Raw genomic sequence first — 15,034 nt, 5'->3', positions numbered from 1 at the left:
GCGAAGAGGCCGGCAACGGCAACACAAATTTCAGCAAGATCACGAATCCATGGAATGATCGCAATCCGATAATTCGTTTGCGGAATATATCCCCGGCACGCTTCGATAGTCAGTAATTCGAACAACAGGCCGCGTGCACATGAATCAGGAAAGTATCAGCCAGTCCATCGCCATCGTTCACCCGATTACACTTTCCCATGGCCGTAATGCCGAAGTGTGGGATACCGACGGCAAACGTTATATCGACTTTGTCGGCGGCATTGGCGTGCTCAACCTGGGCCACTGCAACCCGGCAGTGGTCGAGGCGATCCAGTTGCAGGCCACGCGCCTGACCCACTATGCATTCAACGCCGCCCCCCATGGCCCGTACCTGGAACTGATGGAGCGCTTGCGCCAGTTCGTGCCGGTCAGCTACCCCTTGGCAGGCATGCTCACCAACAGTGGCGCGGAGGCGGCGGAAAATGCCCTGAAGGTGGCCCGTGGCGCCACCGGCAAGCGCGCCATCATCGCCTTCGACGGCGGCTTTCATGGCCGCACCCTGGCCACCCTCAACCTCAACGGCAAGGTCGCGCCCTACAAGCAACGCGTGGGCGAGCTGCCCGGCCCGGTGTACCACCTGCCCTACCCCAGCGCCGACACCGGGGTCACCTGCGAGCAGGCGCTCAAGGCCATGGAGCGACTGTTCAGCGTTGAACTGGCGGTGGAGGACGTGGCGGCGTTCATCCTGGAGCCGGTGCAGGGCGAAGGCGGCTTCCTCGCCCTGGACCCGGCATTTGCCCAGGCGCTGCGGCGCTTCTGCGACGAGCACGGGATCCTGATCATCATTGACGAGATCCAGTCGGGCTTCGGCCGCACCGGGCAACGCTTTGCGTTCCCCCGCCTGGGCATCGAGCCCGACCTGCTGCTGCTGGCCAAGAGCATCGCCGGCGGCATGCCGCTGGGCGCGGTGGTCGGTCGCAGGGAAATCATCGATGCGCTACCCAAGGGCGGACTGGGTGGTACCTACTCGGGCAACCCGATCGCCTGTGCAGCGGCACTGGCGAGCCTGGCGCAGATGACCGATGCCAACCTCGCCACCTGGGGCGAACGCCAGGAACAGGCCATCGTCGCGCGCCATGCGCGCTGGAAAACCTCAGGGGTGTGCGCTTCGCTCGGGCGCCTGACCGGCACCGGCGCCATGCGCGGCATCGAACTGCTCAATGCCGACGGCAGCCCGGCGCCAGCGGTGCTGGCCAAGGTGCTGGAAGCGGCGCGTAGCAAGGGGCTGCTGCTGATGCCGAGTGGCAAGGCGCGGCACATCATCCGCCTGCTGGCACCGCTGACCATCGAGCCACAGGTGCTCGAGGAAGGGCTGGATATCCTCGAGCAGTGCCTGGCGGAACTCGGCTGAGGCTTACAGCCCCAGTTCTTCGGGGGTAAGCATGTCGTTTTCGAAGGCGATCCAGCCGCCTTCGAGTTCGGCGTGGCCGTTGACGATCGGGCCGTAGTAGGTCAAGCCGTTCTCCAGGGTCACGCAGATATGCGTGGCGCTTTTCTCGGGTGCCGCGAGCGTACCGACGAAATGTACCTTCTTCAGGGTTTCGGTCACCGCTTCGAGGCCAACACGCATTTTGGGGTTCTCGGAGGCCTCGATATCGCCGCCACGGTCTTCGGCGCTGATGGTCACGATGGCGGTGTACGGGTACTTGGTGCTCAAGCGGGGTTACCTCAACAGGTGTATTAGGCGTATGGGCGCGTAGAGTACGGCAGGCGGCCCTTGTTGTCTCTAATGGCCTCTTCGCGGGTAAACCCGCTCCCACAGCGATACGACATCCCTGTGGGAGCGGGTTTACCCGCGAAGAGGCCTGGCCTGCAACAGGTGATCTGGATGCCCCGATCTGTTAGGGTGCCCGCCGATGCACGCCACACCACGCGAGGATACCGAGTGAGCGCAGAACTTCCCCTGATCGCCGACCTGTTCGAGGTCGACAAACGCCTGACCCTCAAGCCCGTCGTGGACTTCAACAGCTACCTGCGCAATGCCTTCGCCGACGGCGCCTGCCGCTGCCATCGCTGCGTAGAGGGCAACGGCGACGAAAGCAGCTACAACCACCGCCACACCTTCGAGCTGGAAGGCCGCACGGTGAATCGCCGCTTCGCCAACACCGCCGGCAGTGACGTGCTGCTGGTGCTGAAGAAGGCCTGGCTGTCCTACACCAAGAACGACCTGGTCACCGTCGGCGCGCTGGACATGACCACCCTCAAGTCCTTCACCGAGGCCAACCTGCACGCCCGCCTGCTGGCCCTGCTGCCGGCCAGCGGCCTGGCCCGGGAAGTCGACGGCCAGTGGCAGTTGCAAGTGCTCGCCGACTGACGGCCTGCCACGGCAGGATTCTCCCGCTCTGCTAAGTTGGGAGAACCCTCACCCGCAGGTGACCCGCCATGGCCCGCACGACCCCCATCGAGCTGTACCGCAATATCGGCATCGTCGCCCACGTCGATGCCGGCAAGACCACCACCACCGAGCGGATCCTGTTCTACACCGGGGTCAACCACAAGATGGGTGAGGTGCACGACGGCGCCGCGACCATGGACTGGATGGCCCAGGAGCAGGAGCGCGGCATCACCATCACCTCGGCGGCCACCACCGCGTTCTGGCAAGGCTCGACCAAGCAGTTCGAGCACAAGTACCGCTTCAACATCATCGACACCCCCGGCCACGTCGATTTCACCATCGAGGTGGAGCGTTCGCTGCGCGTGCTCGATGGTGCGGTGGTGGTGTTCAGCGGCGCTGATGGCGTCGAGCCGCAGTCCGAGACCGTCTGGCGCCAGGCCAACAAGTACCATGTGCCGCGCCTGGCCTATATCAACAAGATGGACCGCCAGGGTGCCGACTTTCTGCGGGTGGTGAAGCAGATCGACAAGCGCCTGGGCCACCACCCTGTGCCGATCCAGTTGGCCATCGGCAGCGAGGAGAACTTCATCGGCCAGATCGACCTGGTGAAGATGAAGGCCATCTACTGGAACGACGCCGACAACGGCACCAGTTACCGCGAAGAAGAGATCCCCGCCGAACTGCAGGCACTGGCCGACGAATGGCGCGCGCACATGATCGAAGCGGCCGCCGAAGCCAATGACGAACTGACCATGAAGTTCCTCGACGGCGAGGAGCTGACGGTCGATGAGATCAAGGCAGCCCTGCGCCAACGCACCATCGCCAACGAAATCGTGCCGACCATCCTCGGCTCGTCGTTCAAGAACAAGGGCGTACCCTTGATGCTCGACGCGGTGATCGACTACCTGCCCGCCCCGTCCGAAATCCCGGCGATCAAGGGTACCGACCCGGACAATGAAGAGAAGCACCTGGAACGCCACGCAGACGACAAGGAACCGTTCTCGGCCCTGGCCTTCAAGATCGCCACCGACCCGTTCGTCGGCACCCTGACCTTCGCTCGCGTGTATTCGGGGGTGCTCAGCTCCGGCAATGCGGTGCTCAACTCGGTCAAGGGCAAGAAGGAACGCATCGGCCGCATGGTGCAGATGCACGCCAACCAGCGCGCCGAGATCAAGGACGTGTGCGCCGGCGATATCGCCGCGCTGATCGGCATGAAGGATGTCACCACCGGCGACACCCTGTGCGACATCGACAAGCCGATCATTCTCGAACGCATGGACTTCCCTGACCCGGTGATCTCAGTGGCAGTCGAACCCAAGACCAAGGCCGATCAGGAGAAGATGGGCATCGCCCTGAGCAAGCTGGCACAGGAAGATCCGTCGTTCCGGGTCAAGACTGACGAGGAAACTGCGCAAACCATCATTTCCGGCATGGGCGAGCTGCACCTGGACATCATCGTCGACCGCATGCGCCGCGAGTTCAACGTCGAGGCCAATATCGGCAAGCCGCAGGTGGCCTACCGCGAGAAGATCCGCAACACCTGCGAGATCGAAGGCCGCTTCGTGCGCCAGTCCGGTGGGCGTGGCCAGTATGGCCACTGCTGGATTCGTTTTGCCCCGGGCGACGAGGGCAAGGAAGGGCTGGAGTTCATCAACGAGATCGTCGGCGGCGTGGTACCACGTGAATACATCCCGGCGATCCAGAAAGGCATCGAGGAGCAGATGAAGAACGGCGTGCTGGCCGGCTACCCGCTGATCAGCCTCAAAGCGGCGGTATTCGACGGCTCGTACCACGACGTCGACTCCAACGAGATGGCCTACAAGATCGCCGCCTCGATGGCCACCAAGCAGTTGTCGCAGAAAGGCGGCGCGGTGTTGCTGGAGCCGGTGATGAAGGTCGAGGTGGTGACGCCCGAGGAGTATCAGGGCGACATCATGGGCGACCTGAGCCGGCGCCGCGGGATGATCCAGGACGGTGACGAGACCCCGGCCGGCAAGGTCATACGGGCCGAGGTGCCGCTGGGCGAGATGTTCGGCTACGCCACTTCGATGCGCTCAATGACCCAGGGCCGGGCCAGCTATACCATGGAGTTCACCCGCTATGCCGAGGCACCGGCGAGCATTGCCGATAGCATCGTGAAGAAGAGCCGCGGAGAGTCCTGAGGCGAGTGCTGCGCACTCGATTCGCGGGTGAACCCGCTCCCACAGAGATCGCGAAACCCTGTGGGAGCGGGTTGACCCGCGAATGCGTCAGGTCAGGCAGCGCTGCTTGTCAGTGCTGCTCACCCGCCCGCTTCAGCAGCTTCTTGCAACGCTCCGACAGATGCACCACCCGCAACTGCTTGCCTGCCTTGGCATACCGCTCGCGCAAGGTCTTGAGCGCCGCGATCGCCGAATAATCGACAAAGCTCAAATGCTGACAATCCAAGGTCACCTGGGCCGGATCACCGGCCGGGTCGAACTGGTTGAGAAACGGCGTGGTCGAGGCGAAGAACAGCGTCCCATGCACCTGGTAATGCTTCTCGCCCGCCGCATCCACATGGCTGTCGGCGTACAGCTCACGCGCATGCTGCCAGGCAAAGTTGATCGCGGCGATAACAATACCGAACATCACCGCCATGGCCAGGTCGGTAAATACCGTCACCACCGTCACCGCAATGATCGCCAGCACATCGCTCGCCGGCACTTTGCGCAGCACCCGCAACGAGGCCCAGGCGAAGGTCTGCTGGGCCACCACGAACATCACCCCGACCAGCGCCGCCAGCGGAATACGCTCGATCAAAGGCGACAGGAACAGCACGAACAGCAGGATCATCACCCCGGCCACCACCCCCGACAGCCGCCCACAGCCGTTGGAACTGAGGTTGATCACGGTCTGGCCGATCATCGCGCAGCCGCCCATGCCGCCGCACAGGCCCGAGACCATGTTGGCCGCCCCCAACGCCACGCACTCGCGGTCCGGGTAGCCACGGCTCTCGGTGACTTCGTCGGTGAGGTTGAGGGTGAGCAGGGTTTCCAGCAGGCCGACCATGGCCATCAGCAGCGCATAGGGCGCGATGATCTTCAGCGTCTCGAGGTTCCACGGCACGTCCGGCAGGGCCAGTTGCGGCAAGCCGCCGGCAATGTGCGCCATGTCGCCGAGGGTGCGGGTGGGCAAGCCGAACAGGTACACCAGCAGGCCGACGCCGAGGATCGCCACCAACGCCGGTGGCACCGCGCGGGTCAGTTTGGGCAGTACGTAGACCACCAGCATGGTCAGGGCCACCAGGCCGATCATCAGGTACAGCGGCGTGCCACTGAGCCACTGCTCACCCTCTTTGAAGTGCTCCAACTGGGCCAGGGCGATGACGATGGCCAGGCCATTGACGAAACCGAGCATGACCGGGTACGGCACCAGGCGCACCAGCTTGCCCAGGCGCAGCACGCCGAACAGGATCATCACCACCCCGCCCAGCAGCACCGTGGCCAGCAGGTATTGGGCACCGTGCTGCACCACCAGGGCGACGATCACCACCGCCATCGAGCCGGCGGCGCCGGAGATCATCCCCGGGCGGCCGCCGAACAGTGCGGTCAGGGTACAGATGATGAACGCGCCGTACAGGCCCATCAGCGGATTGAGGTGGGCCACCAGGGCAAAAGCGATGCACTCGGGCACCAGGGCGAACGAAGTGGTGAGGCCGGCGAGCAGGTCGGCGCGTAGGCGAGCGGGTTTCATGGGGGTCCTGTACAGGAAGTTAAGGCAGCACGCCCTGCCCTGTGGGAGCGGGTTTACCCGCGAATGCGATGGGGTATTCCCTGAGGCTTTCGCGGGTAAACCCGCTCCCACAGGGCATGCGTTGCCTTGAGGGGCGAGACTGAAATTCGAGGGGCGATGTTACGTAAATTGAATGACAGCGGCCAGCAACAGCCCCAACCTTTCACACCCCTGTGATCCAGGCCCGGCAAGATGCCGACAAATTTGCCATCATGTTCACTCCACCCGCGGAGATCATGGACATGCCGCTACGCCCCCTCCTTGCCTCGCTGCTGCTGGCCGCCAGCCTCACCGCCCAGGCCGCCACCGAGGTCATCCCACTGCAACACCGCAGCAGCGCCGAGCTGCTGCCCGCCGCCCAGTCGTTCCTGGGCAAGGACGGTAGCGTCAGTTCCTTCGAGGACAAGCTGATCGTCAATGCCAGCCAGGAACGCATCGACGACCTGCGCACCCTGCTGCAGCAACTGGATACCGCGCCCAAGCGCCTGCTGATCAGTGTCGACAACAACGACAGCAACTTCCAGGACAACCGCGGCAATGCGCGGGTAATCCACTACGGCACCGCCAACCGCGAAGGCGGCCTGCAGCAGATCCAGGCCAGTGAAGGGCAACCGGCGCTGATCCAGGTGGGCCAGAGCATCCCCATCACCAGCACCTCCACCGACGGCTACGGGCGTATCCAGAGCGACACGCAATACCGCAATGTCACCCAGGGTTTCTACGTCACCCCACGCCTGACCGGTGACACCGTACGGCTGCAAATCAGCACCAATAATGACCGAATGAGCCAGGAACGTGCCGATGTAGTGAAAGTGCAAAGCACCGACACAACGGTCACCGGCCGGCTGGGTGAATGGATCACGCTGGCGGGCTACAACCAGGACAGCCAGGCCGAGCGCAGTGCGTCAAGCCTCAGCTACAGCACCCAGCGCGGGGAAAATATGACTTTGCGTGTCAAAGTCGACCTTCTTGACTGATCCCAGGCAATTCAAGGCCTCGACCAAAGGCCTTGAAACTGACCAGCAAGTCGCATTAGACCAAAGATGTAGTAACCAGGAAAAAGCACTACAAAATCGTTGACAGGCACTTTTTGGCAAAGGCATGATGGCCTCGCTCCCGCTAATCAGAGGCCCTGGCAAGGGTCTTCGGAGCGCCCTGCACACCACCAGCGCAGGCGCTTCGTGTCCATACGGCCCACAAGGCGGTTCGACGGGATTGCGACTGCAACGAAGAAGTTGTCCCGAGGGACGGAAGCGCATCACCGCAGTCATCAGCAATCGCGTAGCACCGCAGCACGGCATCCACGAGCCAACCTGCAGCGCACGCCTTCGCCCGGCCTGCACACCCTTCCCCCTTCGAGCCTTCTGCGTTCGCCGCCGCACTCCCCCGAACAGGACAGCCGCCCGGCCCTCTGAGCCGCGTTTGTCGAGCATCAGCACAATTACACTCAAGATCGATGCGACGAGGTTTATTTCCATGGCACTGACACGCGAACAGCAAATTGCAGCCCTCGAGAAAGACTGGGCCGAAAACCCGCGCTGGAAAGGCGTGACCCGTACCTACACCGCCGCTGATGTCGTTCGCCTGCGTGGCTCGCTGCAACCGGAGCACACCCTGGCTCGCCAGGGCGCAGAGAAACTGTGGAAGCTGGTCACCCAAGGTGCCCACCCGTCCTTCCGCCCAGAAAAAGATTTCGTCAACTGCATGGGCGCCCTGACCGGCGGCCAGGCAGTGCAGCAGGTCAAGGCCGGCATCCAGGCCATCTACCTGTCCGGCTGGCAGGTTGCCGCCGACAACAACTCGGCCGAATCGATGTACCCCGACCAGTCGCTGTACCCGGTCGACTCGGTGCCGACCGTGGTCAAGCGCATCAACAACTCGTTCCGTCGCGCCGACCAGATCCAGTGGAAAGCCGGCAAGAACCCAGGCGACGAAGGCTACATCGACTACTTCGCACCGATCGTGGCTGACGCCGAAGCCGGTTTCGGCGGCGTACTGAACGCCTACGAGCTGATGAAGAACATGATCGAAGCGGGCGCCGCCGGCGTGCACTTCGAAGACCAGCTCGCCTCGGTGAAAAAATGCGGCCACATGGGCGGCAAGGTACTGGTACCGACCCAGGAAGCCGTACAGAAGCTGGTGGCTGCCCGCCTGGCCGCCGACGTTGCCGGTGTACCGACCATCATCCTGGCCCGTACCGACGCCAACGCCGCCGACCTGCTGACCAGCGACTGCGACCCGTACGACCAGCCGTTCGTGATCGGCGACCGTACCCGTGAAGGCTTCTACAAGGTCCGCGCCGGCCTCGACCAGGCCATCTCCCGCGGCCTGGCCTACGCGCCGTATGCCGACCTGATCTGGTGCGAAACCGCCAAGCCGGACCTGGACGAGGCCCGTCGCTTCGCCGAAGCGATCAAGAAGGAATACCCGGACCAGCTGCTGTCGTACAACTGCTCGCCTTCCTTCAACTGGAAGAAGAACCTGGACGACGCCACCATCGCCAAGTTCCAGCGCGAACTGTCGGCCATGGGCTACAAGCACCAGTTCATCACCCTGGCCGGCATCCACAACATGTGGCACGGCATGTTCAACCTGGCGCACGACTACGCCCGCAACGACATGACCGCCTACGTGAAGCTGCAGGAGCAGGAATTCGCCGACGCCAGCAAAGGCTACACCTTCGTGGCGCACCAGCAGGAAGTGGGCACCGGCTACTTCGACGACATGACCACCGTGATCCAGGGTGGCGCTTCGTCGGTGACCGCACTGACTGGTTCGACCGAGGAAGAACAGTTCCACTGATTGGTGTGAGCTGAACAAGAAGCCCAGACTCCGTCAGGAGCCTGGGCTTTCTTTTGTCTGCACCGGCCTCTTCGCGGGTAAACCCGCTCCCACAGGATCGGCACTGCCCCTGAGCCCGGCACAGCACCTGTGGGAGAGGGTTTACCCGCGAAAGGGCCGGCACAAGCATTCTCCGCGTTCAGGTCTATGCTTGTGGCTACCCAGCAGCAAGGACCGCCCATGCCCCGTCCAAGCCACCTGATCCTGATCGCCATCGCAGCCGCCGCCTGCTATCTATATGCACTGGCCAGCGGTAACGCCCTGCTCGGCCTGCTGGTCAAACCCATTCCGGTACTGGCCCTGATCGCCTGGCTGAGCACCACGCCCACCACCCCCTACCGTCGCTGGATCATGATCGGCCTGGCCTTCTCGGTACTCGGCGACATCCTCCTGGCCATCCCCCGCGACCTGTTCGTGTTCGGCCTGGCAGCGTTCCTGTGCGCCCACCTCGCCTACCTGCGCGGTTACTGCAACCTGACCCAGCGCCCAGCCTATCCCTCACTGGCACTCGCACTGCTGGTAGGCGGCTCGCTGTTCGGCCTGCTCGCCAGCCACGGCCTGGGCCCACTGCTGATCCCGGTGGCGCTGTATGCCCTGGCGATCGGCTGCATGCTCTGGCGCGCCCTGGCCTGTGGTGGCGTCGCAGCACTGGGCGCCTGCGCCTTCGTATTCTCCGACAGCCTGATCGGCATCGACCGCTTCGTCAGCCCGTTTGCCGCCGCACAGTACCTGATCATCCTGCTCTACTGGCTCGGCCAGTGGCTGATCGCCGCCTCGGTCATTCGCGCCCCAAGCTCCGAACCATTGACCCAGAGCGGTACGCGCGAGCTTGGAAGCTGTTAGAACGAGCATTTTTCGCATTTGCAAGTGGCGAGGCTGCCCTATGAACTTTGCAAGGCTCAGAACTGCTAAATCAATACAGCCCAATCCAAATGATATTAATTATCATTACACAACTAAGCCGTCATTACGCCGGGTAAGAAACATAATTAACAAAACCGCACGCAATGCCCGAAACTCAAGGGTTTCAGCCAGTTACGAACGGTTTTTGTTCTTAAACCTACGAATAAATTTGCAACGGAAATTTTACTTGCACCGGGTTTACCCATAAAATCAGCGCGATTGATTCAGCTGCGACATTTGGTCACTGCGCCTGCGACACCGCGTCGCCGCTTTACTTATTTCAGACTTCAGAGCTGGGTCTCTGTATAAGGATTTCTAGCATGTCCGATTCGGCAGGACTCATGGCCCACAACTGGGGCTTTGCCATCTTCCTCCTGGGTGTCGTCGGCCTGTGCGCCTTCATGCTCGGCCTGTCCAGCCTGCTCGGTAGCAAGGCCTGGGGTCGCGCCAAGAACGAACCCTTCGAATCCGGCATGCTGCCCGTCGGCAGCGCCCGCCTGCGCCTGTCCGCCAAATTCTATCTGGTCGCGATGCTGTTCGTGATCTTCGATATCGAAGCCCTCTTCCTGTATGCATGGTCTGTGTCCGTCCGCGAAAGCGGCTGGACCGGATTCGTCGAAGCACTCGTTTTCATAGCAATTCTGTTGGCAGGTCTTGTCTACCTATGGCGCGTCGGGGCGCTCGATTGGGCTCCCGAAGGTCGCCGCAAGCGGCAAGCGAAGCTGAAACAATGAGGCTTTGGCATGCAATACAATCTCACCAGAATCGATCCGGATGCGCCCAACGAGCAGTACCCGGTCGGTGAACGGGAAACCGTCACCGATCAACTGCTAGAGGACCAGGTCCACAAGAACATCTACATGGGGAAACTCGAAGATGTGCTGCGTGGCGCGGTCAACTGGGGTCGCAAGAACTCCCTCTGGCCGTACAACTTCGGCCTGTCCTGCTGCTACGTGGAAATGACCACGGCCTTCACGGCGCCCCACGACATCGCCCGCTTCGGCGCCGAAGTCATCCGGGCCTCGCCGCGTCAGGCCGACTTCATGGTCATCGCCGGTACCTGCTTCGTGAAGATGGCGCCGATCATCCAGCGCCTGTACGAGCAGATGCTCGAACCCAAGTGGGTCATCTCCATGGGTTCGTGCGCCAACTCCGGCGGCATGTACGACATCTACTCGGTCGTTCAAGGGGTCGACAAGTTCCTCCCCGTGGACGTGTACGTGCCTGGCTGCCCGCCGCGCCCCGAAGCGTTCCTGCAAGGCTTGATGCTGCTGCAGGAGTCGATCGGCCAGGAGCGACGCCCGCTTTCCTGGGTTGTTGGCGATCAAGGCATTTACCGTGCCGAGATGCCTGCCCAGAAAGACCTGCGTCGCGAACAGCGTATCGCGGTAACCAACCTGCGCAGCCCCGACGAAGTCTGATCCAGCGACCTGCCGCCCGCTCCCCCAGGAGCCGGCGGCCTGGCTTCATTCTTAACGTTGACCCAAAGCGACCGAGACCATGACAGCGGACAACGCTATTTATATTCCGCCTTACAAGGCTGACGACCAGGATGTGGTCGTCGAACTGCACAACCGATTCGGCGCCGACGCTTTCGTCGCCCAGGAAACCCGCACCGGCATGCCGGTACTGTGGGTCAAGCGTGCCCAGCTCAAAGAAATCCTGACCTTCCTGCGCAACGTCGCCAAGCCGTACAGCATGCTGTACGACCTGCACGGCGTGGACGAGCGCCTGCGCACCCAGCGCCGCGGCCTGCCGGCTGCCGACTTCAGCGTGTTCTACCACCTGCTGTCGATCGAACGTAACAGCGACGTGATGATCAAGGTGTCGCTGAGCGAAGGCGACCTCAACCTGCCCACCGTCACCGGTATCTGGCCCAACGCCAACTGGTACGAGCGTGAAGTGTGGGACATGTTCGGCATCGACTTTGCCGGCCACCCGCACCTGACCCGCATCATGATGCCCCCGACCTGGGAAGGTCACCCGCTGCGCAAGGACTTCCCGGCCCGTGCCACCGAGTTCGACCCCTACAGCCTCACGCTCGCCAAGCAGCAGCTTGAAGAAGAGTCGGCGCGCTTCAACCCCGAAGCCTGGGGCATGAAGCGTTCGGGCGCCAACGAGGACTACATGTTCCTCAACCTTGGCCCGAACCACCCGTCCGCCCACGGTGCCTTCCGTATCGTCCTGCAGCTGGACGGCGAAGAGATCGTCGACTGCGTCCCGGACATCGGCTACCACCACCGTGGCGCCGAGAAGATGGCCGAGCGCCAGTCCTGGCACAGCTTCATCCCCTACACCGACCGTATCGACTACCTCGGCGGGGTGATGAACAACCTGCCGTACGTGATGGCGGTAGAGAAGCTGGCCGGCATCAAGGTGCCGCAGAAAGTCGACGTGATTCGCGTCATGCTCGCCGAGTTCTTCCGCATCACCAGCCACCTGCTGTTCCTGGGCACCTACATCCAGGACGTCGGCGCCATGACCCCGGTGTTCTTCACCTTCACCGACCGCCAGCGCGCCTACACCGTGATCGAGGCGATCACCGGTTTCCGCCTGCACCCGGCCTGGTACCGCATTGGTGGCGTGGCCCACGACCTGCCGCGCGGCTGGGACAAGCTGGTCAAGGACTTCGTCGAATGGCTGCCCAAGCGCCTGGACGAATACACCAAGGCTGCCCTGCAGAACAGCATCCTCAAAGGCCGTACCATCGGCGTCGCCGCCTACAACACCAAAGAGGCCCTGGAATGGGGCACCACCGGTGCCGGCCTGCGTTCGACCGGTTGCGACTTCGACCTGCGTAAAGCCCGCCCCTACTCCGGCTACGAGAACTTCGAGTTCGAAGTACCGCTGGCCCACAACGGCGATGCCTACGATCGCTGCATGGTCCGCGTCGAGGAGATGCGCCAGAGTATCCGCATCATCGACCAGTGCATGCGCAACATGCCGGAAGGCCCGTACAAGGCGGATCACCCGCTGACCACGCCGCCGCCGAAAGAGCGCACCCTGCAGCACATCGAGACCCTGATCACCCACTTCCTGCAAGTCTCGTGGGGCCCGGTCATGCCGGCCAACGAGTCGTTCCAGATGATCGAGGCGACCAAGGGCATCAACAGTTACTACCTGACGAGCGATGGCGGCACCATGAGCTACCGCACCCGGATCCGTACCCCGAGCTACCCGCACCTGCAGCAGATCCCTTCGGTGATCAAAGGCAGCATGGTCGCGGACCTGATCGCGTACCTGGGCAGTATCGACTTCGTTATGGCTGACGTGGACCGCTAAGCATGAACAGCACGCTTATCCAAACCGACCGTTTCGCCCTGAGCGAAACCGAGCGCTCGGCCATCGAGCACGAGATGCACCACTACGAGGACCCGCGCGCGGCGTCCATCGAAGCCCTCAAGATCGTGCAGAAAGAGCGCGGCTGGGTGCCGGACGGCGCCATCTACGCCATCGGCGAAGTGCTGGGCATCCCTGCCAGCGACGTCGAGGGTGTGGCCACCTTCTACAGCCAGATCTTCCGCCAGCCGGTTGGCCGCCACATCATCCGTGTGTGCGACAGCATGGTCTGCTACATCGGCGGCCATGAGTCCGTGGTCAGCCAGATCCAGAGCGAGCTGGGCATCGGCCTCGGCCAGACCACCGCCGACGGGCGCTTCACCCTGCTGCCGGTGTGCTGCCTGGGTAACTGCGACAAGGCCCCGGCGCTGATGATCGACGACGACACCTTTGGCGACGTGCAACCTGCCGGCGTCAGCAAGCTGCTGGAGGGTTACGTATGACCATCACTTCCTTCGGCCCGGCCAACCGCATTGCGCGCAGCGCCGAAACCCACCCGCTGACCTGGCGCCTGCGTGACGACGGCGAGCCGGTCTGGCTGGCCGAGTACGAGTCCAAGAACGGCTATGCCGCCGCGCGCAAGGCGCTGGCCGACATGTCCGCCGACGACATCGTGCAGAGCGTCAAGGACTCCGGCCTCAAGGGCCGTGGCGGCGCAGGCTTCCCCACTGGCGTGAAGTGGGGCCTGATGCCCAAAGACGAATCCATGAACATCCGCTACCTGCTGTGCAACGCGGATGAAATGGAGCCCAACACCTGGAAAGACCGCATGCTGATGGAGCAACAGCCCCATCTGCTGGTCGAAGGCATGCTGATCAGCGCCCGCGCGCTGAAGGCCTACCGCGGCTACATCTTCCTGCGTGGCGAATACACCACCGCGGCGAAGAACCTCAATCGCGCCATCGATGAAGCCAAGGCCGCAGGCCTTCTGGGCAAGAACATCCTCGGTTCGGGCTTCGACTTCGAGCTGTTCGTGCACACCGGTGCCGGGCGCTACATCTGCGGTGAAGAAACCGCACTGATCAACTCCCTCGAAGGCCGCCGCGCCAACCCGCGCTCCAAGCCGCCCTTCCCTGCCGCCGTTGGCGTGTGGGGCAAGCCGACTTGCGTGAACAACGTCGAGACCCTGTGCAACGTGCCGGCCATCGTCGCCAACGGCAACGACTGGTACAAGTCGCTGGCCCGTGAAGGCAGCGAAGACCACGGCACCAAGTTGATGGGCTTCTCCGGCAAGGTGAAGAACCCTGGCCTGTGGGAACTGCCGTTCGGCGTCACCGCCCGCGAGCTGTTCGAAGACTACGCCGGTGGCATGCGCGACGGCTTCAAGCTCAAGTGCTGGCAGCCAGGCGGCGCCGGTACCGGCTTCCTGCTGCCCGAGCACCTCGATGCGCAGATGTACGCCGGTGGCATCGCCAAGGTCGGCACCCGTATGGGTACGGGCCTGGCCATGGCGGTGGACGACAGCGTCAACATGGTTTCGCTGCTGCGCAACATGGAAGAGTTCTTCGCCCGCGAATCGTGCGGCTGGTGCACCCCATGCCGTGACGGCCTGCCGTGGAGCGTGAAGATGCTGCGCGCCCTGGAGAAAGGCCAGGGCCGCGCCGAAGACATCGAGACCCTGCTGGGTCTGGTCAACTTCCTCGGCCCAGGCCGTACCTTCTGTGCTCACGCACCAGGTGCCGTCGAGCCATTGGGCAGTGCCATCAAATACTTCCGCTCGGAGTTCGAGGCCGGTGTGGCGCCAGAAAGCGCTGGCACCCTGCGCCCAAACCTGGCGAAGCCGATCGTGGTCGGCGCATAACAAGATGAAACAGCGGATGGTCC

At 63.0% G+C, this 15,034-nt stretch carries 13 protein-coding genes; 11 read left to right on the top strand and 2 right to left on the bottom strand.

Annotated features, from left to right (window positions below; translation table 11 throughout):
* The first annotated feature begins 139 nt into the window (after positions 1 to 139).
* Complete coding sequence (locus ACQ4N9_RS08255) at positions 140 to 1,390, top strand: 2-aminoadipate transaminase (RefSeq protein WP_390969077.1); 1,251 nt, start codon at positions 140 to 142, stop codon at positions 1,388 to 1,390.
* A 3-nt stretch (positions 1,391 to 1,393) separates the two neighbouring features.
* On the opposite strand, the gene ACQ4N9_RS08250 is transcribed toward ACQ4N9_RS08255, so the two are convergent.
* Positions 1,394 to 1,696, bottom strand: coding sequence for a hypothetical protein (locus ACQ4N9_RS08250; protein WP_390969079.1), 303 nt, complete (start codon positions 1,694 to 1,696; stop codon positions 1,394 to 1,396).
* Between the two features lie 228 nt (positions 1,697 to 1,924).
* Between ACQ4N9_RS08250 and ACQ4N9_RS08245 the strand changes: the two genes are divergently transcribed.
* Positions 1,925 to 2,353, top strand: coding sequence for a hypothetical protein (locus tag ACQ4N9_RS08245; RefSeq protein ID WP_390969081.1), 429 nt, complete (start codon positions 1,925 to 1,927; stop codon positions 2,351 to 2,353).
* A gap of 68 nt (positions 2,354 to 2,421) precedes the next feature.
* The gene (gene fusA, locus ACQ4N9_RS08240) at positions 2,422 to 4,536 is read left to right on the top strand and encodes an elongation factor G (RefSeq protein ID WP_390969083.1); all 2,115 of its coding nucleotides are present in this window, start codon (positions 2,422 to 2,424) and stop codon (positions 4,534 to 4,536) included.
* A 109-nt stretch (positions 4,537 to 4,645) separates the two neighbouring features.
* On the opposite strand, the gene ACQ4N9_RS08235 is transcribed toward fusA, so the two are convergent.
* The gene (locus tag ACQ4N9_RS08235; protein ID WP_390969085.1) at positions 4,646 to 6,088 is read right to left on the bottom strand and encodes a SulP family inorganic anion transporter; all 1,443 of its coding nucleotides are present in this window, start codon (positions 6,086 to 6,088) and stop codon (positions 4,646 to 4,648) included.
* A gap of 251 nt (positions 6,089 to 6,339) precedes the next feature.
* On the opposite strand from ACQ4N9_RS08235, the gene ACQ4N9_RS08230 reads away from it, so the two are divergent.
* The 8 genes from ACQ4N9_RS08230 to nuoF all read left to right on the top strand — a co-directional run bounded on the left by ACQ4N9_RS08230 (position 6,340) and on the right by nuoF (position 15,011).
* Positions 6,340 to 7,104, top strand: coding sequence for a secretin N-terminal domain-containing protein (locus ACQ4N9_RS08230; RefSeq protein ID WP_347151574.1), 765 nt, complete (start codon positions 6,340 to 6,342; stop codon positions 7,102 to 7,104).
* A 499-nt stretch (positions 7,105 to 7,603) separates the two neighbouring features.
* Positions 7,604 to 8,929, top strand: coding sequence for an isocitrate lyase (gene aceA, locus ACQ4N9_RS08225; RefSeq protein ID WP_023630475.1), 1,326 nt, complete (start codon positions 7,604 to 7,606; stop codon positions 8,927 to 8,929).
* Between the two features lie 219 nt (positions 8,930 to 9,148).
* Entirely contained in the window at positions 9,149 to 9,811 is a 663-nt protein-coding gene (locus ACQ4N9_RS08220) for a lysoplasmalogenase (RefSeq protein ID WP_390969087.1), read from the top strand.
* A 380-nt stretch (positions 9,812 to 10,191) separates the two neighbouring features.
* Positions 10,192 to 10,605 (top strand): NADH-quinone oxidoreductase subunit A, encoded by a 414-nt coding sequence (locus ACQ4N9_RS08215; RefSeq protein ID WP_110993934.1) that lies wholly within the window; start codon positions 10,192 to 10,194, stop codon positions 10,603 to 10,605.
* Positions 10,606 to 10,614: 9 nt separating this feature from the next.
* The gene (locus ACQ4N9_RS08210; RefSeq protein ID WP_008096180.1) at positions 10,615 to 11,292 is read left to right on the top strand and encodes a NuoB/complex I 20 kDa subunit family protein; all 678 of its coding nucleotides are present in this window, start codon (positions 10,615 to 10,617) and stop codon (positions 11,290 to 11,292) included.
* Between the two features lie 79 nt (positions 11,293 to 11,371).
* Complete coding sequence (gene nuoC, locus ACQ4N9_RS08205; RefSeq protein WP_347151572.1) at positions 11,372 to 13,153, top strand: NADH-quinone oxidoreductase subunit C/D; 1,782 nt, start codon at positions 11,372 to 11,374, stop codon at positions 13,151 to 13,153.
* 2 nt (positions 13,154 to 13,155) lie between these two features.
* Positions 13,156 to 13,653, top strand: a complete 498-nt coding sequence (gene nuoE / locus ACQ4N9_RS08200) for an NADH-quinone oxidoreductase subunit NuoE (protein ID WP_012313767.1) — start codon at positions 13,156 to 13,158, stop codon at positions 13,651 to 13,653.
* Positions 13,650 to 15,011 carry an NADH-quinone oxidoreductase subunit NuoF gene (gene nuoF / locus ACQ4N9_RS08195; RefSeq protein ID WP_125859387.1) on the top strand — a complete coding sequence of 454 codons (1,362 nt, stop codon included), beginning with the start codon at positions 13,650 to 13,652 and terminating at the stop codon, positions 15,009 to 15,011. Before nuoE ends, nuoF begins: the two co-directional genes overlap by 4 nt.
* The last annotated feature ends 23 nt before the right edge of the window (positions 15,012 to 15,034 follow it).

The sequence above is a fragment of the Pseudomonas sp. ES1 genome (assembly GCF_050586605.1).
In the GTDB taxonomy this organism is placed as follows: domain Bacteria; phylum Pseudomonadota; class Gammaproteobacteria; order Pseudomonadales; family Pseudomonadaceae; genus Aquipseudomonas; species Aquipseudomonas sichuanensis.
This window is presented reverse-complemented; position numbering and strand designations above follow the sequence as displayed.

Bases quoted from the DNA above. Each gene is read 5' to 3' on its own strand.
- ACQ4N9_RS08215 (WP_110993934.1), top strand. From the start codon at position 10,192: ATGTCCGATTCGGCAGGACTCATGGCCCACAACTGGGGCTTTGCCATC.
- nuoC (WP_347151572.1), top strand. From the start codon at position 11,372: ATGACAGCGGACAACGCTATTTATATTCCGCCTTACAAGGCTGACGAC.
- ACQ4N9_RS08210 (WP_008096180.1), top strand. From the start codon at position 10,615: ATGCAATACAATCTCACCAGAATCGATCCGGATGCGCCCAACGAGCAG.
- ACQ4N9_RS08235 (WP_390969085.1), bottom strand. From the start codon at position 6,088: ATGAAACCCGCTCGCCTACGCGCCGACCTGCTCGCCGGCCTCACCACT.
- aceA (WP_023630475.1), top strand. From the start codon at position 7,604: ATGGCACTGACACGCGAACAGCAAATTGCAGCCCTCGAGAAAGACTGG.
- ACQ4N9_RS08230 (WP_347151574.1), top strand. From the start codon at position 6,340: ATGTTCACTCCACCCGCGGAGATCATGGACATGCCGCTACGCCCCCTC.
- ACQ4N9_RS08220 (WP_390969087.1), top strand. From the start codon at position 9,149: ATGCCCCGTCCAAGCCACCTGATCCTGATCGCCATCGCAGCCGCCGCC.
- nuoF (WP_125859387.1), top strand. From the start codon at position 13,650: ATGACCATCACTTCCTTCGGCCCGGCCAACCGCATTGCGCGCAGCGCC.
- fusA (WP_390969083.1), top strand. From the start codon at position 2,422: ATGGCCCGCACGACCCCCATCGAGCTGTACCGCAATATCGGCATCGTC.
- nuoE (WP_012313767.1), top strand. From the start codon at position 13,156: ATGAACAGCACGCTTATCCAAACCGACCGTTTCGCCCTGAGCGAAACC.
- ACQ4N9_RS08255 (WP_390969077.1), top strand. From the start codon at position 140: ATGAATCAGGAAAGTATCAGCCAGTCCATCGCCATCGTTCACCCGATT.